The sequence below is a fragment of the Sphingomonas bacterium genome, from assembly GCF_903644135.1.
Classification (GTDB): domain Bacteria; phylum Pseudomonadota; class Alphaproteobacteria; order Sphingomonadales; family Sphingomonadaceae; genus Sphingomonas.
On sequence record NZ_CAHJXA010000002.1, the window covers coordinates 12,058 to 33,680 of the forward strand.

20 protein-coding genes and 1 pseudogene are annotated in these 21,623 nt (G+C 68.1%); 14 read left to right on the forward strand and 7 right to left on the reverse strand.

The annotated features are described in order from the left end of the window. Positions 1–35: 35 nt before the first annotated feature. From HUU96_RS00355 to HUU96_RS00370, 4 genes are all read left to right on the forward strand, one after another. Entirely contained in the window at positions 36–869 is an 834-nt protein-coding gene (locus HUU96_RS00355; protein WP_174290878.1) for a hypothetical protein, read from the forward strand. 48 nt (positions 870–917) lie between these two features. Continuing rightward, positions 918–2,240, forward strand: a complete 1,323-nt coding sequence (locus HUU96_RS00360; RefSeq protein WP_174290879.1) for an MFS transporter — start codon at positions 918–920, stop codon at positions 2,238–2,240. Positions 2,241–2,371: 131 nt separating this feature from the next. Then, positions 2,372–2,980 carry a VOC family protein gene (locus tag HUU96_RS00365; RefSeq protein ID WP_254604810.1) on the forward strand — a complete coding sequence of 203 codons (609 nt, stop codon included), beginning with the start codon at positions 2,372–2,374 and terminating at the stop codon, positions 2,978–2,980. A gap of 32 nt (positions 2,981–3,012) precedes the next feature. Continuing rightward, entirely contained in the window at positions 3,013–3,663 is a 651-nt protein-coding gene (locus HUU96_RS00370; RefSeq protein WP_174290881.1) for a glutathione S-transferase family protein, read from the forward strand. Here HUU96_RS00370 and HUU96_RS00375 read toward each other — a convergent pair. Then, positions 3,660–5,300, reverse strand: a complete 1,641-nt coding sequence (locus tag HUU96_RS00375) for an FAD-dependent monooxygenase (protein WP_174290882.1) — start codon at positions 5,298–5,300, stop codon at positions 3,660–3,662. The genes HUU96_RS00370 and HUU96_RS00375 overlap by 4 nt on opposite strands. A gap of 161 nt (positions 5,301–5,461) precedes the next feature. Further along, positions 5,462–6,388 carry a LysR substrate-binding domain-containing protein gene (locus HUU96_RS00380; RefSeq protein ID WP_174290883.1) on the reverse strand — a complete coding sequence of 309 codons (927 nt, stop codon included), beginning with the start codon at positions 6,386–6,388 and terminating at the stop codon, positions 5,462–5,464. 281 nt (positions 6,389–6,669) lie between these two features. Between HUU96_RS00380 and HUU96_RS00385 the strand changes: the two genes are divergently transcribed. From HUU96_RS00385 to HUU96_RS00395, 3 genes are read left to right on the forward strand one after another with little or no spacing between them, the layout of a single operon-like run. Next, entirely contained in the window at positions 6,670–7,683 is a 1,014-nt protein-coding gene (locus tag HUU96_RS00385) for an amidohydrolase family protein (RefSeq protein ID WP_217430230.1), read from the forward strand. 36 nt (positions 7,684–7,719) lie between these two features. After that, the gene (locus HUU96_RS00390; protein ID WP_174290884.1) at positions 7,720–8,571 is read left to right on the forward strand and encodes a fumarylacetoacetate hydrolase family protein; all 852 of its coding nucleotides are present in this window, start codon (positions 7,720–7,722) and stop codon (positions 8,569–8,571) included. An 11-nt stretch (positions 8,572–8,582) separates the two neighbouring features. Beyond that, complete coding sequence (locus tag HUU96_RS00395; protein WP_174290885.1) at positions 8,583–9,548, forward strand: VOC family protein; 966 nt, start codon at positions 8,583–8,585, stop codon at positions 9,546–9,548. A gap of 14 nt (positions 9,549–9,562) precedes the next feature. On the opposite strand, the gene HUU96_RS00400 is transcribed toward HUU96_RS00395, so the two are convergent. Beyond that, positions 9,563–9,844, reverse strand: coding sequence for a hypothetical protein (locus tag HUU96_RS00400; RefSeq protein ID WP_174290886.1), 282 nt, complete (start codon positions 9,842–9,844; stop codon positions 9,563–9,565). Between the two features lie 87 nt (positions 9,845–9,931). On the opposite strand from HUU96_RS00400, the gene HUU96_RS00405 reads away from it, so the two are divergent. The 5 genes from HUU96_RS00405 (at position 9,932) to HUU96_RS00425 (ending at position 14,639) form a co-directional block, all read left to right on the forward strand. Continuing rightward, positions 9,932–10,972 carry a formylglycine-generating enzyme family protein gene (locus HUU96_RS00405; protein WP_174290887.1) on the forward strand — a complete coding sequence of 347 codons (1,041 nt, stop codon included), beginning with the start codon at positions 9,932–9,934 and terminating at the stop codon, positions 10,970–10,972. Positions 10,973–11,007: 35 nt separating this feature from the next. Continuing rightward, positions 11,008–11,622: a YceI family protein gene (locus HUU96_RS00410; RefSeq protein ID WP_174290888.1), complete on the forward strand. Its 615-nt coding sequence runs from the start codon at positions 11,008–11,010 to the stop codon at positions 11,620–11,622. Positions 11,623–11,788: 166 nt separating this feature from the next. Then, positions 11,789–12,541 carry a c-type cytochrome gene (locus tag HUU96_RS00415; RefSeq protein ID WP_254604812.1) on the forward strand — a complete coding sequence of 251 codons (753 nt, stop codon included), beginning with the start codon at positions 11,789–11,791 and terminating at the stop codon, positions 12,539–12,541. Beyond that, positions 12,538–13,443, forward strand: a complete 906-nt coding sequence (locus HUU96_RS00420) for a peptidyl-prolyl cis-trans isomerase (RefSeq protein ID WP_174290890.1) — start codon at positions 12,538–12,540, stop codon at positions 13,441–13,443. The genes HUU96_RS00415 and HUU96_RS00420 overlap by 4 nt, the downstream gene beginning before the upstream one ends. Continuing rightward, positions 13,440–14,639, forward strand: coding sequence for a HupE/UreJ family protein (locus HUU96_RS00425; protein ID WP_174290891.1), 1,200 nt, complete (start codon positions 13,440–13,442; stop codon positions 14,637–14,639). The genes HUU96_RS00420 and HUU96_RS00425 overlap by 4 nt, the downstream gene beginning before the upstream one ends. Positions 14,640–14,642: 3 nt before the next feature. On the opposite strand, the gene HUU96_RS00430 is transcribed toward HUU96_RS00425, so the two are convergent. Both HUU96_RS00430 and HUU96_RS00435 read right to left on the reverse strand, forming a co-directional pair. Continuing rightward, positions 14,643–15,950, reverse strand: coding sequence for a helix-turn-helix domain-containing protein (locus HUU96_RS00430; protein WP_174290892.1), 1,308 nt, complete (start codon positions 15,948–15,950; stop codon positions 14,643–14,645). Positions 15,951–16,002: 52 nt separating this feature from the next. Then, positions 16,003–17,484 carry an aldehyde dehydrogenase family protein gene (locus HUU96_RS00435; RefSeq protein WP_217430231.1) on the reverse strand — a complete coding sequence of 494 codons (1,482 nt, stop codon included), beginning with the start codon at positions 17,482–17,484 and terminating at the stop codon, positions 16,003–16,005. A 109-nt stretch (positions 17,485–17,593) separates the two neighbouring features. On the opposite strand from HUU96_RS00435, the gene HUU96_RS00440 reads away from it, so the two are divergent. Both HUU96_RS00440 and HUU96_RS00445 read left to right on the forward strand, forming a co-directional pair. Further along, positions 17,594–18,700: an iron-containing alcohol dehydrogenase gene (locus HUU96_RS00440; protein ID WP_174290893.1), complete on the forward strand. Its 1,107-nt coding sequence runs from the start codon at positions 17,594–17,596 to the stop codon at positions 18,698–18,700. 15 nt (positions 18,701–18,715) lie between these two features. Beyond that, positions 18,716–19,627: a MarR family winged helix-turn-helix transcriptional regulator gene (locus HUU96_RS00445; RefSeq protein ID WP_174290894.1), complete on the forward strand. Its 912-nt coding sequence runs from the start codon at positions 18,716–18,718 to the stop codon at positions 19,625–19,627. A gap of 15 nt (positions 19,628–19,642) precedes the next feature. On the opposite strand, the gene HUU96_RS00450 is transcribed toward HUU96_RS00445, so the two are convergent. Next, positions 19,643–21,046, reverse strand: a complete 1,404-nt coding sequence (locus HUU96_RS00450) for an MFS transporter (protein ID WP_174290895.1) — start codon at positions 21,044–21,046, stop codon at positions 19,643–19,645. Positions 21,047–21,132: 86 nt separating this feature from the next. After that, positions 21,133–21,623, reverse strand: a pseudogene (locus HUU96_RS00455) (PepSY domain-containing protein); the annotation flags it as partial.

The following is a 21,623-nucleotide window of genomic DNA, read 5'->3' on the forward strand; positions in this document are numbered from 1 at the left end:
GCGGCGGTGCTGGACCGCAACAAGGGAACAGGCAGATGATCAAGCGCCTATCGATCGGCATGGCGGCCACGGTGCTCGCCGCTCTTGCCGTTCCCACGCCGCTGGCCGCCCAGGACGCTGATCGCGCCTGGCCGCCTGCCGGCGTCTCCTATTATGGCGACCCCGGCGTGCCCGACATCTCGGGCTTGTGGCTTGGGACGACGATGGGTGTGCCCGGCGGCGCGATCGCCAGCAACACCGGCAAGACCGCCGATGGCCGCCCGCCCTCCTTCCTGGCCCCCTGGCCGCTCCCCTACACCGCCGCCTTCAAGAAGATGTCGGACGAGCGCGCCGCCGCCGCCAAGGCGGGCAAGCAGATCGGCGACACCGGATCGCGATGCCTGCCGTTCGGCATTCCCTTCCTGATGCTGTCCGAAGCCTATCCCAATGAGGTGGTACAGACCCCGGGGCAGGTGTCGGTCTTCTTCTTCACCGCTTTCCCGGTGGTGGTCTGGACCGACGGTCGCGGCCATCCCGCCGACCTGAAGCCGAGCTATAACGGCCATTCGATCGGTCACTGGGTCGGCAACACGCTGTATGTCGACACGGTCGGCCTGCGTGGCGAGACGCCGCTGGAAAGCCATTTCGACCCGCACAGCGACCAGTTCCATTTCCGCTGGACCATGCAGCGCGTCGCCGATGGCGTGATGCACGTCCACATCACACTGTTCGACGAGGGCGCGTTCACCGAGCCGGTCGAGAGCACCAACATCTGGCATCGCAAGACCGACTATAAATGGGCGATGCTCGACGACCAGTCATGCTTCGAGAACGCGGCCGGTATCAGCGCCAACGCCAAGCCCCCCGAAGAAGGCTTCATGAAGTTCTGACGATCGCATAAGGGGGTGCGCTGAACGGCTTTGGGGGGAGAGCCTGGAATGACGAGCGCGACAGCGGCAGCAGGCACCGCGCCCGGCCTGGCCTGGGACAGTCGCTATGAGTGGCGCGCGGTGCTGCTGCTCACCCTTGGCTTCGGGCTGGTCGGGCTTGATCGCTGGGTGATCGCCGACCTGGCCGGGCTGCGCTCGTCGACGATGGTCAGCGACCTCGCGCTGCGACCGCAGGACGTCGGCAACCTCGTCGCCTCGCTCGGCATCGCCTGGGGCGTGTCGTCGCTGTTCATGGGTAATCTGTCCGACGTGTTCGGGCGCCGGCGGGTGATCGTGCCGTCGCTGGTGCTGTTCTCGATCCTGTCCGGGTTTTCGGGACTGGCCGGCACGTTCCTGGCGATGCTGCTGTGCCGGATCACCATGGGGCTGTTCGAGGGCGCGTTCTGCCCATCGAGCTTCGCCGCCGTCGCGGAGGCGTCGCTGCCGCGGCGGCGCGGCAACAATCTTGGGTTTCAGCAGAGCGCCTTCGCGCTGTTCGGCCTGGGCTTCGGCCCGACGATCGCGGCGTTGCTGCTCGGCTCGATGAGCTGGCGCTGGGTGTTCGCGATCGTCGGCATCCCCGGCCTGATCGTCGCCGCGCTTGCCGCACGCATCATCCGCGAGCCGGCGTCCATCCTCGCCCGCCGCCAGAGCCAGGCCACGGGCCGGGCGGTCGCCAAGCCGCCGCGGCTGTCGCTCGCCGCGCTTACCAGCCATCGCAATCTGCCGCTCAGCATGGCGGGGCAGCTGTGCGCGATGTGCGGCATCTTCGTGCTGTCCGCCTTCACTCCCGCCTATCTCAGCGGTTATCTGCACCTCAGCGATGCGGCGACGGCCGGTGTGACCTCCGCGATCGGCTTTGGCGGCTTTCTCGGCCAATGGGGCCTTCCCGCCGCGTCCGACCGGTTCGGCCGGCGCGCGGTGGCGATCACCGGCTTCGTCGTCAGCAGCGGCTTCCTGTTGCTGTTCACTCGCCTCGACGCGGCGAGCGGGGTGACGACGCTGTTCGCGACGCTGTTCCTGGCCTCGGGCTTCTCGTTTGGGCTGCTCAGCCTGATCAGCGGGCCGATCGCGTCGGAGGCGGCACCGCTCGGCATGGTCGGCGGCGTGATCGGCGTGGTCGCGGCGGTGGCGGAGATCTTCGGCGGCGGCGTCGCGCCCTCACTGGGAGGCTATATCGCCCAGCATTACGGCATCCAGCACGTCCTCTGGCTGGCGCTGGCTGGTCTGGTAGCGGGGATCGTCGTCAGTCTGTTCTTCATCGAGACAGCGCCGCGGCTGGCCCGGATCGGCGAGGGTGAACGCTCGGCGCTCGACGCCACCGTCTCTTGACGCGTCGGGCATGGTGGACGATCTAACAACGTAACGGGTCAGGCCGGTCGGGCATCTCGCAAGCCCATAGCCTTGATGATCCGATGCGATGATCGCTCCCGGACACGGGGGTGTCTTGAGAGGAAAAGATGATGGCAACTGCCCTCGATACCGCCCCGACCACCACCAGCGACGCCATCGTTTCGCCGGATCGGCTGGCGCACGTCGTCCTGCGCACCTCGCGGTTTAAGGAGATGGTGGCGTGGTACAAGCTGGTGTTCAACGCGACCCCTGCGTTCGAGTCGGAGCATATCGCCTTCCTCGCCTATGACGACGAGCATCACCGCATCGCGCTGATCAACATCCCCAATCTCGCGTCGCCGCCCAAGGGCGTCGTAGGCGTCCATCACTTCGCCTTCACCTACAATTCGATGAGCGACCTGCTCGGCAACTACGTCAAGCTGCGCGACAAGGGTGTCGTGCCGGTGTGGGGAGTCAATCACGGCCCGACCACATCGTTCTACTATGCCGATCCGGAGGGCAATAACGTCGAGCTGCAGGTCGACAATTGCGACACGGTCGAGGAGGCGGGCGAGTTCTTCTTCACCGAGAACTTCCGGCAGAACGCGATCGGCGTCGACGTCGATCCCGAGGACCTGTACCAGCGCATGATGGGCGGCGAGGACGAGGCGTCGCTCAAGGCCTATCACCCGATCGGCTATCGTTCGGTCGAGGATTCGCCGCTCGAAGGCGCCGCCTGAAGCCGCATCGCCGGTAGCATGACAGGACCAGCATGACCCAGCCCAGCCTGACGCTCCACCATTTCCCCGGTGCCTGCTCGCGCGTGACCGTGTGTGCGCTGGAGATGGCGTCGCTCGACTATGACCTCGCCTTGGTCGACATCACCAAGGGCGCGCAGAACGCCGACGCGTATCTGGCAATCTCTCCGCTCGGCAAGGTGCCGCTGCTGGTTGCCGACGGTGCGCCGCTGGCGGAGAACATCGCCATCCTCAGCTATATCGCGGCGTTACGGCCCGACAGCGGCATCTTCCCGCGCGATCCGTCGCCGCGACTGCTCGCCGACACGATGAGCGGGCTGTCCTTCTGCGCGGGCACGGTCCACGTCCAGATCCGCGGCCTTGCCAATCCGCAGCGGCTCACAAACGGCGACGTCGAGGGCGTGCGCGAGAAGTCGAAGGAGTTGGCCAAGAAGTCGTTCGGCTATGCCGAGCGCCGACTGGCCGAGCGTGGCTGGTGGGCGGGCGAGCCGACCATCGCCGACGTCTATGTCGACTGGACCTTCTCGGTCGCCAGCAGGAACGGATTCGACGCTGATATATACCCGACGTTGGCGTCGTTCCCCAAGCGGTTGACCGACGCCCTGCCCGCCTATGCGCGGATGCTGGAGGAGGAAGACCGCTCGCGCGCGGCGCTCGGCCTCTAGGCGTCCTGCCGGAGCGACTCACCGGCTGCAGTCTCGTGCTGACGCCCGGTGACGACGTCGAGCAAGCCGTCCTCCCACCGATCGCCGCGCCACGCGACGAACTGGTCGGGCCGGACCAGCGTCAGCCGTGCCGGATACAGCGCGCCTGCCTCCTCCTCGGTCAGGTGGACCACGCTTAGCGGCACGTTGCCAGCCTGCGCGGTCGCCCGCTCGACGTCTGCCGGCTCCGCCTCGGGCCGACAAAGCAGCGCGAATTTGTTCGCGAACGCGTCGTACAGCGAGCTGCCGTCGGCACGCCAGCGATGCGGGGCAAGGCAACCGGGGCGGCTGGTCGGGATATAGACGCGGCTGTCGGATGGCGACGTCGGCGCTGCCTCACTGACGATCACCGGTGAGCTGCCATAGCACCCTCCCAGCACCGTCCCGAGCGTGTGGAACTCGCGCTGCTTGGCACCGACGATACGCTCGCCCACCTCGGCGCGCAGCCGCTCCCCCGCCTCGCCCGGCTCCTCGATGCCGTCACGCCACAGGTCGTTGGACAGAACCGCATGGTTGGCCGTCGCTTCCGCCATCACCGCCTCATGGATCGGCCGCCGCTCGACCTCATAGCTGTCGAGCAGTGCCGGGCCGCCCCAGCCGCACACCGTCGCCGCCAGTTTCCAGCCGAGATCGACGCCATCGGCCAGCCCCATGTTCATGCCATAGCCGCCGAACGGCGGGTGCAGGTGGCAGGCATCGCCCGCCAGGAAGATGCGGCGGTCGCGATAGCGGTCGGCTATCAGGCTGCTGGCGACCCATTCATCGCTGCTGAGCACCTCATAGGGCAGATCGAACCCGGTCGCCTGGCGGATCATCGTCGCCGCCAGATCCTTGGTGATCGTCACGCCCTCGGGCAGCCGGGTTGGCATGAAGAACCAGATATCGTCCTTGTCCATCGGACCGACGAGGCCCGGCATGGCGGGGTTGAGCTGCCAATACATCGACGCCGGGCCATGGCCATGCGCCTCAGCCAATCCGGGCGCGCGGAAGACGATGTTGTAGTTGCGCGACAAACCGTATGTGCCCGACATACCCGCGCCGATCGCCTCGCGCACGCCGCTGCGCGCGCCATCAGCACCGACCAGATAGCGCGCCGTCAGCGTCTCGGCCTCGCCGGTGTCGACGCGCTTCAGGGTCACCGTCACGCCATCGGCGTCCTGGGTCGCGCCGGCGAACTCCGTGCTGAACTGCAGCCGCACCGACGGCAGCGTCTCGGCATGTTCACGCAACACCTGTTCCAGCTTGTATTGCGGGATCCACTGACCATGCTCGGGATAGCGCTCGTCGCGCGCCGGAGCGCAGTTCGACGCATTTTCGATCCTCGCCACCAGCGGCCCGGCCAGCTTGGTGACGAATGCCACATCGGTCGGGTAATCGACGCCGAACGGCGATGCAGCCGCCAGGTCGCCGGCAATCCCCCAGCGGCGCAGATGCGTGCGGGTACGTACGTTGGTAGTCTTTGCGCGCGGGGCGTAGCCGACCCGGTCGTTGCGTTCGACCACTAGGCAGTCGACGCCGCGCATACCCAGCTCATTGGCCAGAGCGAGCCCGCTCGGCCCGGCACCGATGATCACGACGGACGTCTCGTGGGTGGTCATCGCCCGCTCCTGATAATGGTACAACGGTTTGCCCGTCCGGTGTCGTGATGAAACATGATGTCGCGCAATTGGCGGTCGCTGCGCAAGATGCACGATGTTAAATGCGGCGGAGTGACACGGATACGTTATCGATGCCTGCTCTACCGCCCGCTACGCTATCGCTACGGACCGCGTTCCGCGTCTCGGCGATGTACGTAATTGAGCGCCGCCCGTCGCATAAGGTCGCAGAAGATCTCGGCGAGCGGTGTCAGCGGCATGTCGCGGCGGCGAACGATGCAGATCGGCACGCCGGCGATCGGCTCGTCGAGCGGCAACGGCGCGACGAGGTTCGACAGCAATGGGAAGTCAAGCCACTGCTCGGGCAGGATGGTCAGCAGGTCGGAGTTCATGATGACCAGCAGCATCACCATCGCCGAGCGTGCGTGAAGCGCCACTCGCGGCGGATCATAGCCCTGTTCCTCGAACAACAGATCGACATCGACATCGGCATTGTTGCCGGACAGGACCGGCCGCACCCATTCGGCGTCGACCAGATCGCTCAGCTTGCGCGCATTGGCGAGCGGATGGTCCTTGCGCGCGAGGATGAGCCGGCGATTGTCGAACAGCTTCTCCACCGTGAACTGCTGCGAGACCTGGACGATGTCGATCGGCCCGACATAGAAATCGACCGCTCCGGCCAGGATATCGGCCTCGATTGGCCGGAAGAAGCTTTCGGAAATCTTCAGCAGCGCGTCGGGACAGCGTTTGCGGAACGCCTTGACCGCCGACGGCATCAGGCTGAGGCTCGACGCGGTCGACAGCGATACCGCGACCTCGCCGACGTTACGCCCCTTGAGCTGGTCCACCTCCTCGCGCGCACGGCGCAGCTCGGAGTGGACCGCGCTGGCCCGCCGCACGAACGCCGCGCCGATCTCCGTCAAGCGCACCCCGCGGGCATGTCGCTCGAACAGCGTCGCACCCAGTTCCTGCTCGACCTCGCGGATGCTGCGCGTGATCGCGGGCTGGGCGACGCCGATCTGGCGGCCGGCGGCGCGAAGGCTGCCATGTTCGGCCACGGCAATCACGTCGCGCAGGTGGCTGAGTTTCACGGTCGGTGTTCATCCTTTCGATGACATGGTCGTTAGAGGTGTAGGGCACGCGCCGATGACGAACAACCCGAACGATCTTGAGGTGATAGCCGCCAACATCGCCTCCCGTGCGGTATCGGAGAGCAGAAATTGTTATCTCCGGTTTGACCTGGCTCCTGCCTATGTCAAAGCGGTCGCGACGCCACCGAACGGCAATGGCGCGCAGGAGAGACCGAAGCGATGATCGCAGCACCGTCCTCTCGCATCCTTGGCAGGTTCCGTCTGGCAGGAGCGTCATCGCTGTGCGCCTGATCGCGACGGAGGAAGGGTTCGCCCCCGTCGAGTATATCGACGAGTATCTCAAGCTGTCCGAGCACCTCGATACCGGCGTGTCGCGCTACCTGGCGATGTATTACCGGCAGGCGTCGGTGGTGCGGCAGTTCACTGACCTCGACTCCCGCCTGCCCGAGATGGACGAGTACGGCGTCGACGTTCACCTCCTCGGCATTGCCGCACCGGGGGTGCAGGCGTTCGACGCGGCGCTCGGCACCGACCTGGCCCAGATCGCCAACGAGACGCTGGTCAAGGCGATCGCGCGCCACCCTACCCGCTTCGCCGGCCTGGCTGCGGTCGCGCCGCAGGACCCCGCCGCCGCCGCGCGCGAAGTGACGCGTGGCATCCGCGAGCTGGGAATGAATGGCGTCATCATCAACTCGCACACGCATGGCGAGTATCTCGACGATCCCAAGTTCTGGCCGATCCTCGAAGCGGCGGTGGCGTGCGACGCGCCGATCTACATCCATCCCACCTTTCCGTCGGAAGCGATGAGCAAGCCCTATGCCGATTACGGCATGATGGGTGCCTTGTGGGGGTTTGGTGCCGATGCCTCGGTGCACGTCGTCCGCATGATCATGGGCGGCGTGTTCGACGCCTTTCCGGACCTCAAGATTGTGCTCGGCCATCTCGGCGAGGGGCTGGCCTTCTGGCTTGACCGGCTCGACAACCGCTATGGCAACATCGTCCGGCGCGGCGGGCTGGAGCCGTTGGGGATGAAGCGGCTGGAACGGCGGCCGAGCGAATACTTCCGCAGCAATTTCTACATGACGACCAGCGGCATGAACACCGACCCGCCCTTGAAGTTCTGCCTCGACATGTTCGGGCCCGAGCGGATCATGTTCGCGATCGACTATCCCTACGAACAGACGTCGGACGCTGTGCCGTTCATCAAGGCCGCATCGCTCGACGACGCCGCGCGGCGCAAGATCATGTATGAGAATGCCGAGGCGCTGTTCCGGATTTCGCCGGCCGCGGTATAGGCCGCCAGGATCGATGAACCACAAAAGGACGATGCAGTGAAACTGGTCAGATATCGGCAGGACGACGCAGTACATGTCGGCGCGGTCAAGGACGACGGCATCGTCTCGCTCGACGGCATCGGCTTTGCGACGATGGCGGCGGTGATCGAGGGCGGCAAGCCGGCGCTGGACCGCATCGCCGAACATCTGTCCACCGCCACCGCCGAGGTCGCGCTGGCGGACGCCGAGCTGCTCGCGCCGATCGAGCGGCCGGGCAAGTATCTGGCGATCGGCATGAACTATGCCAAGCATCTGGAGGAGGCCGACAAGCTGGGCGTCGCGCGCGCCAAGCACCAGGTCTGGTTCAACAAGCAGACGACCTGCATCAGCGGCCCCTATGACGATATCGAACCCGGCGTCACCGAGAAGCTGGACTATGAGGTCGAGCTGGCGGCGGTGATCGGCATGGCGGCCAAGCGGGTGAGCGAGGCGGACGCCAAAGATCATGTGTTCGGCTACACCGTCGCCAACGACGTGTCGGCACGCGACTGGCAGTTCCACACGCCGACCTTCACCATGGGCAAGTCGTTCGACACGCACGGCCCGATCGGCCCGTGGATCGTCACCGCCGACGAGGTGCCCGATCCGCACGCGCTGGACCTGCGCTGCTTCGTCAATGGCGAGAAGCGGCAGGAGAGCAATACCAACCAGCTGATCAACAATCTCTGGGCGCAGATCGCCTATCTCTCGACCGCTTTCACGCTGGAGCCGGGCGACCTGATCGCCACCGGTACGCCGGAGGGGGTCGGGATCGGCATGGAGCCGCAGGTGTTCCTACAGCCGGGCGATGTGGTACGCTGCGAAATTGATGGGATCGGCGCGATCGAGAATCGCGTCGCGGCGCGATAGGAGAGACTGACATGGCTGTTCTGGGTCCGCTATCGTTCACGCTGGAGGTGCCCGACCTGGACGTCGGCGTGAAGTTCTACGCCGACGCCGGGCTGGTGGCGGACATCGAGGGCAACGAGGCGCGGCTGCGCTGCCCTGGGCAGGATCGCGACTCGATCGTGCTGCTCGGCGGCTTCCCGCGCAAGCGGCTGCACCATATCTCGCTGCGCGCCGACCGGCTCGACGAGATGGCGAAGAACGTCGGCGAGCATGGCGGCAAGGTGGTCGCCGCGCCACAGGGGTTCGAGGATAACGGCCTGTGGGTCGAGGACCCGCACGGGATGCTCATCCGCCTGTCCGAGCGCGCCGCCGACCCCGAGCTGTCGGCAGCCGAGCCGTTCCAGGTCAACGCCCCCGGGCTGACGGTGCGCAAGCGCCGCTCGGCGATGCTGCCCGGCGCGTCCTACACTCCGGTCAAGCCGCTGCGGCTCGGCCACATCCTGGTGTTCAGCCCCGACGTGCCGGCGAGCGTCGCCTTCATGTCGGACGCGCTCGGCATGGGGCTCGCCGATCGCGCGCAGGACATCATCGCCTTCTGCTGCGCCCGCAAGGACAGCGACCACCATGTCGTCGCCTTTGCCAAGTCGCCGGGCGTCGGGTTCCACCATGCCAGCTTCATGGTCAACGATCCCGACGAGGTCGGCCGCGGCGGTCGCGCCCTGCTCGCCAAGGCGAAGCTGGGCGACTGGGGGTTCGGCCGGCACACGATCGGCTCGAATTTCTTCCATTACATTCAGGACCCGTGGGGATCATGGTTCGAATATTATTCGGACATGGACCATATCGACGACTATTCGCTGTGGACGCCGACCAACTACGAAATGGACGACAGCCTGGCGAACTGGGGGCCCGACGTGCCCCATGATTTCGTCCACAATTATGAGGTCGACTCCGCCGGCTTCGCGCCGGCACCGGTGCGCGAAGCCGCGGCGGCCTGATGCGCGGGCGGCGGCTACATCTGGTTGAGCGTCGCCTCGTCGGGATGGCCGCCATGCTTGGCGACGCTGTCGGCTTCCTTCTTCAGGTCCTTGCCCCAGTCCCGGGTCTGCTGCGCCTCGTTGCGCAGCGCATCGGCCTTGTTGTCGAGCACGTCGGCACGGTTGTCGATCGCATCGGCGGCATTGTCGTGCGCCGCCGCGATGTTCGAGCCGACCTCGCTGTTCGACCGGTTACATCCCGCCGTCGCGATCATCGCCAGGGCCGCCGCCGCGACCATCGTCTTTCGAGTGTTCATGCGTCACCTCTCCGTTGCGATAGCGGTCGAAAGCACGAACACCGTCCCGGGTTCCTCGACATCCGCGTGAGGCCGTGGAGCAGACGCATGGTCCAGGCGATCGCCGGCAGCGTCGTCCTGATGGCGGCGACGGCGGCGTGGTCGGCCGGGCCGGAGGACAATCTCGACGACTGGCTCAAGGCGCGGCACGACCGCTTCGCCGAGCTGAGTGTCCAGCACCGCGACCAGCCGGCCCAGATCGCCGCGCTGAAGGCAAAGACGGCGACGATGATCGCCGATGCCGGCCAGCCAGCGAAAGACGACGCTGCACCGGTGATCTGGCGCGCGACCGACAAGCCCGTGGTGATCCTCGACGATCCGGTCGCACCGCGCATGGTCGTGGTGCCGGCGGGTGAGTTCACGATTGGAGCGGCGGCATCAAGGCGTCGCGTGAGGATCGGCACCCCGTTCGCGGTCAGCATGTTCCCGATCGTTTATGGCGAGTTCGCGCAGTTCGCCGCCGCCACCGGCTATCGGGCGCGCAAACCCTGCGTGACCTTCGAGGATGGCCGCTTCGCCCCCCGGCCGGGTCGCGACTGGAGCCATCCCGGCTTTGTCGAGACACCGCGGATGCCGGCGACCTGCGTCAGCCTCGATGACGCGACCGCCTATGCCGCATGGCTGACGCGCAAGACCGGCCATGGCTACCGACTGCTGTCCGAGGCGGAATATGAATACGTGAACCGCGCCGGCACGACCACCACCTATTGGTGGGGCGACGACCTCGCCGCGGCCTGCGCCTATGCCAATGGCTTCGATCAGGACGCCAGGGCGTTTGCCGGGGCACCAGCGCCGATCGCCTGCCACGACAAGGCCGCGGCGACCGCCGGCGTGGGCAGCTTCAAGGCCAACGGCTTCGGGCTGTTCGATACGGCCGGCAACGTCGCCTCATGGACCGCCGATTGCTGGAACCCCAGCGTTGCGGGCGTACCTGCCGACGGAGCGGCGCGCAGCGGCGGTGACTGTCGCCGCCACGTTGTTCGGGGCGGCTCCTGGGCGGATACCGGCCTCGCCTCCGCCGATCGCGTCGCCGTTCCGATCGGCCAGACCACCGTCCGTCAGGGCTTCCGCTTAGTTCGCATCCTGTAATTCTGTATCGTCATCGCTTTCTTCGGGAGATCATCATGCGCAAGATTCTTCTCACCCTGTCGCTCGTCGCCGCCGCCGCCGTTCCGGCGCTCGCGCAGACGATCCCGGGCTCGGTCAACGTCAGCGCGGTGGTGCCCGGCACCTACACCGCCGACGGCCGCCACACCCAGGTCGCGTGGACGGTCAACCATCTCGGCTTCAGCCTGTATCACGGCCTGTTCGGCAATGCGTCGGGCTCGCTGACGATCGACCCTGCTCAGCCGAACGCGGCCAAGGTGACGGTCAGCTTCCCGATCGCCGACGTCGTCACCACCGTGGACGCGCTCAACAAGCACATCGCCGCGCCCGACATGTTCGATGCGGCCAAGTATCCGACCGGCAGCTTCACGTCGATCAAGGTGACGGTGAACGGCACCCACGCCACCATCGACGGCAATCTGACGCTGAAGGGTGTCACCAAGCCGGTGTCGCTGGCGGCGACCTTCACCGGCGTCGGCACCAACCCGCTCAACAAGGCGGCGACGGGCGGCTTCCAGGCCAAGGGCAGCATCAAGCGCAGCGACTTCGGCATCTCCTATCTGCTGCCGGCACTGGGCGATCAGGTTGACCTCGACATTACCGCCGCGTTTGAGAAGAAGCCGGCCGCCTGACCCGCGTTCGGCTTAGGTCGACCATTTGATCGGTGCCGATCGCACGTTACAGTTGATCTGTAACGGTACGGCTACCGTAGAATGGTTGATCTCGCCGGCGTCGGAGCCACATCGCATCCTCGCTGCCTTCATCTGATTGGTGTGCGGCTCTGGGTCGAGGATGACGATGCCGTGGTGGCGCTCGAGATGGCTGATCGTCCTGTTGCTGGTTGTGACCGTATCGGTCGTGGCGCTGGTCCGGACCGCCGATGCGCGCGAGGCGCGTAACGCGCTGATGCGCGCCGACCCGGAGGCGATCCTCGCCACCCCCAGCTTGGCGCACACCGCGCTGGCGCTCGGCCGTGACGGCTTTGTGCGGCATTGCGCGTCCTGTCACGGCACCGGTGGCCCCGACCAGGCGCGCGGCGTGCCCGACCTCACCGATGGCGATTACCTCTACGGCACCGGCCAAGTCGCAGAGATCGAGCAGATCGTGCTGCACGGTATCCGCTCGGGCGATCCGCGCGGCTGGCAGCTGGCGGCGATGCCCGCCTATGCGCGACCCAAGCCCTATGCCGCCGAACCCATCCCGCCGATGACGCCGACGCAGATTCGCGACGTCATCCAGTTCCTCCGGTTCAAGCACGGCACCGCGACCGATCAGGCGGCAGCGGCACGCGGCGGCAAGCTCTATGCGGGGAGCGGCGGCTGCTACGACTGCCACGGCAACGACGCCGGCGGCGACGAGGCGGTCGGCGCGCCCAACCTGCTCGACGATGTCTGGCTGTACGGCAACACGCCGGCAACGTTGGAGCGCACCATCCGCGAGGGCCGCGCCGGCATCAGCCCCGCCTTTGCCACGACGCTCTCCCCGGTCGAGGCGCGCGCCATCGCGGTCTACGTCGCCGCCCTACCCCGGCATCAACAGGACCAGCGATGACCGACGACACCCGGCCCGCTGCCGACACCTGGTCGCTGGCGCGGCCCAGCGCTCGCCGCTCGCTGATCCTCTGTGCCATCGGTGCCTTGCTGGGCCTCGCGATCGCCGGGCTGGGCCTGTTCACCGCCAAGGGCACGCGGACCTCCAGCGTTCCGGCCGAGGACGTCGCGGTCGTCAACCAGGTGCCGATCCTGATGAGCGACTACATTGCGCAGCTGCGCGCGCTCTACGACGTGTCGCTCGGCCAGGCGACGCCGGCGCAGAAGCGCAAGGCGCTCGACGACATGATCAGCGAGGAGTTGCACGTTCAGCGCGGCGTCGAGCTTGGGCTGCAGTCCGACACGATCGAGGTGCGGCAGTCGCTGGTCGGCGCGGTCGAGGCGCAGACCGCCGCCGACGCGGTGATGGCGCAACCGACCGAGGCAGACCTGCGCGCCTATTACGACAAGAACCGCGAGACCTTCCAGAGCGAGGGCGTCATGCACGTCGCCGACCATGTCCTGCCGCCCGGCTCCAGCCAGCAGGCGATCGCGGCGGCGCTCGCCGGACTGCGCGCCGCCGGTCCCGACAGCGCCGCCGCCGACCGTATCGCGCCACGCTCGGCCAAGGCGGGCGACGAGGACGAGTTCTACTTCGCCGCGCGCATCCATCTCGGCAACCGGCTGTTCAGCGTCGCCAGGCACCTGAAGGCTGGGGAAATATCGCCGCCCATCGCGCTATCCGACGGCGTCCACCTGTTAGTGATGCAGCAGAACGTCGAGCCGGTCGTCGCGCCGTTCGCCACGATCCGCGACAAAGTGCTCACCAGCTATGTCGACTCCCAGAGCAAGCTGCTGACCGCCGCCAACGACAATTTCCTGCGCAAGCGCGCCGATATACAGATCGCCACGGGTTATCAGTGAAGCTGCTCGGCCGGCTCGTCTGCGCGATTGTCGCGATACTGTGCGCGCTGCCGGCCGCCGCGCATACCCGCAGCGAGTCGCACAGCGCCTGGACGATCGACGGCACCGTCGTCCACCTCAACTTCAGCGTCGCGGACCTGGAGGTCAAGCGGATCACCCCCAACGGTAATCGGCCGAGCGATGCCGCATTGATCGCCTATCTCGCCCCCAGGCTCGGCGTCACGGCGGCGGACCAGTCGTGCAAGCTGGCGGCACCGCCGCGCATCCTGGCGGCGGCGGCCGGGTTCCGCCGCGCCGAGTTTCAATATGCCTGCCCGTCCGCGGAGGGGCTGCACCTGATCGACAAGGCGTTCTTCGAGCTGGTCTCGACCCATGTCAATTTCGCGCAGATCCAGCGGCCGAACGGCGACTTTGCCGAACAGCTCATCACCGCCGACCAGCAGGGGCTCGACCTCGCCAGCGCCGAGGGCGGCGGGTTGCAGAGCGCCGGCTTCCTGCGCTTCATCGAGATGGGGGTGCTACACATCTTCACCGGCGTCGACCACCAGTCGTTCCTGCTCGGGCTGGTGCTGATCTCGCGGCGGCTGCGCGACCTGGTGTTCGTCGTCACCGGCTTCACCCTCGGCCACAGCCTGACGCTGGCGCTGGCGGTGACCGGCATCATCCGCCCCCATGCCGAGTTCATCGACGCGCTGGTGGCGCTCACCATCATGCTGATCGGAGCGGAGAACGTCTCGGTCGCCTCGGGCCGGCCCGGAACGATCGCGCTGTGGACGGGCGGCAGCCTGATGGTGATGGCGGGGCTGCGCCTCGCCGGCATCGGCCTGTTGCCGCCGTTGCTGCTGATCGGCTCGGCGATCTTTGCGGCGAACTACATCATGGTGTCGGGGCATCTGCGCGACGCCGGGCGGGTGCGGCTGGTGGTGACGCTGGTATTCGGGCTGATCCACGGCTTCGGCTTCGCCGCCGACCTCCTCGAAAGCAAGTTGCCGCCGGAGAAGCTGGCGGAAATTCTGGTCGGCTTCAATGTCGGGGTCGAGATCGGTCAACTCACCATCGTTCTGGCGTTGACCGGCCTCGTCATCCTGCTGCGCCGCGTGAAGCTCACATTGCCTCGCCCGATCGTGGTCGATGTATGCGCCGCCGGGCTGGTCACGGTCGGCACCTACTGGTTCATGTCGCGCAGCTTCGCCTGACGGTCACCCGCCGAGGGCCTGCGCGGGCGGTTCATGGAACTCGTCGGGGAAGCGCTGCGCCGGCTTCCCCGACCAGTCGACCGCCCGGCGGGGTGCCAGCGTGACCAGTTGCGCGCTCAAGCCGACGTTGCGCAGGCTGTCGACCGACAGCAGCGCCTCGAACGCTGTGCCAGGCGTGATCGAGCGGGTCGCCGCCGCCAGTCCGTCGGGCCGGGTCGCGTAATCCGCCGCCTGCATCAACGCGGCGTCGCGCGTTCCGGCGATCACGGTGATCCAGTTGCCGGTCAGCCCCGGGAAACACGAGATCAGCGCATATTCGCGGCTCGGCGTCTGGTCGTTGCGGTCGAGATGGGTGCCGGCCATGTAGCTGCGCCCGGTCCGACGGTCGACGATCTCGTCATAGGAGCCACCGATCGCGAAGCGGGAGCCGCTGAACACCGGATCGCGCAGGGTGCCCAGGCCGCTCAGATAGCCGAGATAGACGATGTTGACGAGCTTCAGCTGCTCGGGCGACAGCCGCGAGACCGGCACGACCAGATTGCCGATCGGTGCATAGCCATCGCTGCGCACCACCGGCGTCACGACGCGCAGGGCGTTGCCGACGCCGACCGGCAGATAGTCGAGGCCGAGATCGACATCGACCCCCGAGCGTTCCGGATGCGCAGCGATCAGCCCGTCAAGGTCCTGGGGAGAGTTGATGTCGAAGCGCCGGACGAGCTGATGGATATCGCCGTTGGCGTCGCGCTCGCCGAAGATGTAATAGTCGCCAACGATCAGCGAGACCCGGCTGCCATTGGCGATCGCGGGTGCCCACGCCGCGCTCGCCCGCACCGTGCGCAGCCCCGCATCCGGGCGCCGCGCCAGCCACCAGCTGCCGCTGCCGACGAGGACGAGCAGCAGCAGGACACCGACCGCCGCGAGCGCGTAGCCCCGGCGGCTGGCGACCGGCGATGACGACGGCGCAACCGGATCGGCCGCCGCCGTCATCGGCTCCAGCATCAGCCGGTAGCCACCCTTGGGCATGACCAGCCGCTCGGCCTCGCCCGCGCCGACACCGGCGTAATATTCGTCGAGCTTGCGGCGCAGGCGATGGATGTGGACGCGCACCGAGGAGTCCTGGTCGGCGCTGCCGGCGCTGCGGCCGAACACCTGGTCGGCGATCTCCAGCTCCTTGGGGGTGCGCCCCTCGATCGAGCAGTCGAGCAGGAACTGCAGCAGCCGGTCGAGCCCCTGCGAGCGGCCGAGCGCCTCACCGGCGCGCAACGCCGCGACCTGCGCGCGCAGTCGGTCGCCGGTATCGTCCTCGCTCATCGCCGCCCTATAGCGCATTGCGCCGCCATGCGAAGCGCGCCGATGTGAACCGCTAGAACGGGTATTGCGACGCGCCGCCGGTCATCGTCACCAGCCGCACTTCGGTGAAGTCCTCGACCGCATAATGGCCCGACCGGCCCCAGCCCGAATCCTTGGTGCCGCCGACCGGCAGCGCCGCTTCGCTGGCCATGGTCGGTGCGTTGATGTGGACGATGCCGGCGTCGAGCCGCTGCGCCATCGCGAAGGCGCGCGCCTGATCGCGGGTCATGATCGAGGCGCTGAGGCCATAGGGCGTGTCCTGCGCATCGGCGAGCGCCTGTTCGGCATCGTCGAATGCTTCGACGACCAGCAGCGGCCCGAACGTCTCGTCGCAGCCGGTGGTACAGATCGCGTCCCTGGGCACGTTGGCCAGCACCGTCGGCGCGTACACCAGCCCCTCGGACGTGCCGCCGGTCACCAAGGTCGCGCCGCGGTCGAGCGCGTCCTTGATCCGCGCCGCGGTCTGGTCGAGCGCGCGCTGGTTAATCAGCGGGCCGATGATGACGCTGGGGTCGGCCGGATTACCCTGCTTGAGCGCGCCCACGCGCGCGCCGAGCTGCGCCACGAAGTCGTCGTGGATGGCGCGATCGACATAGATCTTGCGCGTGTTCATGCACACCTGCCCCTGGTGCAGGAACGCGCCGAAGGTCGCGGCCCGCACGCTGTGCTCGATGTCTGCATCCGCCAGCACGATCATCGGATTGAAGCCGCCCAGCTCCAGCACCATCCGCTTCAGCGCGCGGCCGGCGCGCTCGCCGAGCATCCGGGCGGTCTTGTCCGAGCCGGTGAAGTTGATGCAGCGCACCGCCTTGCTTTCGAAGAACACGTCGGCGATGTCGGCCGCGGCGCCCGGCGCGTGGGTGACGACGTTGAAGCTGCCGGCGGGGAAGCCCGCCTCCTCCAGGATCTCGGCGTGGATCAGCCCGGCGCTCATCGGTGCCTCCTCCGACGGCTTGATGACCGTCGTATTGCCGAACGCCATCGGCAGCAGGAACGCGCGCCAGGCGAGATAAAAGGCGCCGTTCCACGGCGTGAAGCCGGCGACGACGCCCAATGGCTTGCGCGTCACCAGCGCGGTCCGGCCCGGCACGTCGGAACGCAGCACGTCGCCATAGGGCATGTAGCCATAGCTCGCCGCTTGGCGCAGCATCGCCGCTGACAGGCGGATCTGAAACGCGGCGAACACCTTGCTCGACCCGTTTTCGGCCGCCATCGTCGCAACGATGTCGTCTAGCCGGCGCTCGGTGATGTCCGCCGCCTTGAGGAACAGCCGCTGGCGCTCCCCCGGCGGCATCGCCGCCCAGGCTGGAAAGGCGGCAGCGGCGGCGGCAACCGCCGCCTCGGCCTCGGCGCGACCACCCGCAGCGATCTCGGCGACCACTTCGCCGTTGAACGGGTTGTAGTCAGGGAAGGTCGGGCCGCCCTGCGACCATGCGCCGTTGATATAGTGCGTCGTCCGCCGCGCCGCCGATTGGATCGGAGTCATCTCGTTCATCGCGCTCTCCTGGCCGGTCGTTCCGCCGCTGCAAGGGTGGACACCGTTCGGTCGCCTTACTAACGGAGCGGGATATCACCTGCAAGCCGGCAGCCTGAGGAGTTGAAGCATGGCATCCACCTTGTCGCTGCCGCGTGTGGTGTTCGGCGCGGGATCGCTCGTGGAGCTGGCGGCGGAACTGGCGCTGCTGGGCGTGACTCGGCCGCTGCTGATCGCCGATCGCGGTGTGGAGCGCGTCGGGCTGGTCGCCGTGACGCAGGCCGCGATCCCCGGTCTGGCGGCGAGCTTCGTCGACGTGCCCGAGAACCCCACCGCCGCCGGAGCCGACGGGGCGCTCGCCATCTATCGCGCGGCGCGGTGCGATGGGGTGGTGGCGCTGGGCGGCGGCTCGGTGCTGGACACCGCCAAGATCGTCGCCGCGCTCGCCGCCGGCGACCTGCCCGACGCCGCCGCGCTGATCGGCCACCCCGACCTCGTCAAGGCGGTCGTGCCGCTGGTCGCGATCCCGACCACGCTCGGCACCGGCAGCGAGAGCTCGCCGGTCGCTGCGTTACACCTCGTAACGGGCGGAGCGGGGATCGGCACGCGCCACCCCCTGCTGGTGCCGCGCGTCGCCGTCTGCGATCCGGATCTGACGCGCACCCTGCCCCGCCGGCTGATCGCCGCGACCGCGATCGACGCGCTGTCGCACTGCATCGAGGGCTATTTCGCCGAGCCCGCCAACCCGGTCGCCGACGCGCTGGCGCTGGACGGGGCCGGGCGGGTGTTCGCGGCCATTCATGCGGCGCTGGAGCCGGATGGCGAGGCGGCGCGCGCGTCGCTGATGGCGGCGGCGTTCGCGGGCGGTGCGGCGATCCACAAGGGGTTGGGACCGGCGCACGCCATTGCGTTCGTCTGCGGCGACCAGGACGTGCATCACGGTACGCTGATCGGCGTCGCGCTGCCGCACACGGTACGGCTGGTGGCGCACCACGTCCCCGCCAAGGCGGCGAGGCTGGCCACCGCAGTCGGGCTCGACGCCGGTGCCCATCTCGGCGAGGCGCTGGCGGCGCTGGTCGCGTCGCTCGGGCTGCCGGCGACGCTGAGCGACGCCGGCTATCGCATGGCGTCCATGGAGGCGGCGGTCGCGGCGATGGTCGCCAGCCACTTCAACCGAACCTCGCCCTATGTCCCGGACGCCGACCAGTATCGCGAGCTGACCCAGGCGATCGCCTAGGATGGAGCGCCGAGGATGACGGCCGCCGCCGCTGCCCCGATCGCACCGGCCGACGACGCCTGGCGGACGCTCAACCTGGGCGCGCTGCTGTTCGCGGCGACCGACCGCTGCGTGCGCGACAAGCTGCGCGTGATGCGCGCCGATGGATTTGTCGTGACCGAAGCGCAGCTCGCGCTGTTCCATCATCTTGATCGAGCGGGCACCCGGCTGACGGTGCTGGCGGCGCGTGCCAACCTCACCAAGCAGGGCATGATCGAGCTGGTCGACCGCGCCGAAGCGATGCGGCTGGTCGAGCGCCGGCGCGATCCCGCCGACGGTCGCGCCAAGACCGTGCACCTCACCGATCACGGCGCGCCGATGCTCGCCAGCCTGCACCGCGGCATCGTCGCGGCGGAGACCGGCGTGCGCGATGCGTTCGGGGCCGAGTTCGACGGGATCGCCCATACCCTGGGCGCTTACGGTGCCAGCCTGCCGATCGCGTCGCTGGGCGCGGACGGTGAGCGCGGATCGGCCAACATCGCGCGTGTCTTCGCGCTGGCCGCACGCCGTTTCTCGCGTGAGGCGCTGGCGGTGACGGAGGGACGGCGCGACCAGCCGATCGCCGAGGTGTTGCTGGCGCTGTTCCGCAACCTGGACCTTGACGGCGGCCGGTTGACCGACATCGCCGCGCGGGCGCGCATGACCAAACAGTCGATGCGTGAACTGGTCGACCGTGCCGAGGCGGTCGGGTTTGTCGAGCGGCGTTCCGACCTCACCGACCGGCGCGCGAAGCTGATCGCCTTTACCGCGCAGGGATTGACGATGCTCGGCGACATGCGACACGGCCTGATCGCGGCGGAGAAGCGCTTCGAGTACGCGGCCGGCGCGGCGTTCACCGCTCGGCTGAGGGATCGCCTGCTCGATTACACCGCCCTGCCGCCGTCCTAGCGGCCCCAGGCTGGGTCAGGCGGTGCCGGCGACCGGATCGAGCGGCACCTTGCCCGCGCCGGACGCGATCGGGAATTCGGCGACCCGGAAGCTGCCGAACTGCCGCCGACATGCCAGCGTCAGCACCACGCAGGCGACGCCGCCGACCAGCAGCAGCGCGCCCGGCGCGAACGGCAGCTTGCTCGTCGAGACGTTGAGCCCCAGCAGCAAGGCACCCACAGTCGGCGCGGCAAAGGCACCGAGCCGGCCCGCCGCCTGCGTCCAGCCCGTCCCCACCGACCGGATCGTCGTGGGATAGAGCAGACCCAGCGCCGCCGTCAGGCCGATCTGGATGCCCTGGACGCAGAAGCCCGCGCTGACGATCACCAGCGCATGGATTGTCGGCGACAGGCTGGTGCTGGCCATGCTGGCGACCAGCGGCGCGCCGACGAAGAACATCGCCACCATCGGCATGACGCCGAGCCGCTCGATGACGAACAGCAGCAGCACGCCGGCGATCAGCCCGCCGATCGCGAACAGCGAGGCGGTGCCGCCCGCCGCCGCCGTGCTCGCGCCGCCCGCCTGGAGCAGCTGCGGCAACCATGTCAGGGAGAAGAAGTTCGACATCTGGTTTGCCGCCTGACAGATCCACAGCATCGGCGTGACCACCGCCAACGATCCGGCGAACAGCAGGCGGATCGACCCGCCCTTTGCGGGAGCCGCCGCGCCGGCGACCAGCCGAGCATTGTCGGCGATCGTCAGATCGGGCCGCAACCGCCGCGCCATGCGCAAGGCCTGCAACTCGCGGCCGGTCCGTGCGGCCAGATACTTGATACTCTCGGGCATGATCAGCGCCACCGCCGCCGCGACGACCAGCTGGGCGCAGGCACCGACCACCAGGATCGACTGCCAGCCATGCGTCGGCACCAGCCCCCTGGCGACGAAGCCGGGGATCGCGATGCCGAGCACCACCCCCAGGCTGACCAGGACGAGCACCCGGCCGCGGATCAGCCGCGGCGTGATCTCGGCGATCAGCGCGGCGGCGTTGGGAAACACGCCGCCCACCATCAGCCCGACCAGCCCGCGCAGGATCACCAGATCGCCCGGGCCGCGCACCTGCGTCATCAGCAGATCGAGCACGGCGATGGTGGCAAGCCCCGCCACGATCATCGGCTTGCGGCCGAACCGGTCGCCGAGCATCCCCAGCAACGGCCCGCCGATCGCCATGCCGATGATGCCGGCACCGGCGGCGGGTGCCAGCGCGGTTCGGCCGAGGTGCCATTGCTTGAGGAGTTCGGGGATGATGTAGCCGAGCGAGGCGAGGTCGTAGCCGTCGCTCGCCATCGCCAGCGCCGCCAGGACAATGAAGACGATCGAGGCCCCGCGAAGCCGCTGGCCGTCGACGATCTGGTTCAGCTCAAGGGAATTTGCCCCGGTCATCGTGTCTCTCCAATCGTCCGGCCGCACCCTGTAGACGCCAACCTGACGCGCGGCACCTTACCGGCCGCCGCCGCCGACGCAACACGTCATACGCGGCGACGCACCAGCCGCGACCAGCCGATGCGGATGCCGCTGATCGAGGTGACGATGCCGCCGATCGACAACAGCCAGAGCAGCAGGTCCCAGGCCGGGCGATGGCGCAGCAGCAGGTTGAGGTCCCATTTGTGCAACAGGTCGAACAGCCAGCGATACACGCGGCGGCGCGTGTCGATGCTGCCGAGCAGCGCCCCGGTCGCCGGGTCGACATGGGCCCAGGTGCGAGCGGCGTCGCCATATTCGATGCGCAGAACAGGGAGCACCGAGTCGCCGGACAGCTCGTACCAATAGCCGTCGGGCTCGGTCAGCCGCTCGACGCGCTCGATCGGGGCCGGCACCAGCCGCGCGGCGGTGCGGACCAGCATCGCCGGATCGGGTCGGTAGGGCGTCAGTGTCGCGGCGTCGCGCACCGCTGTGCCGTCCGCTCGCATGATCGCCAGCAGCGGCCGCCCGGCGAGCCAGCGCAGTTCGACCTGCTTCG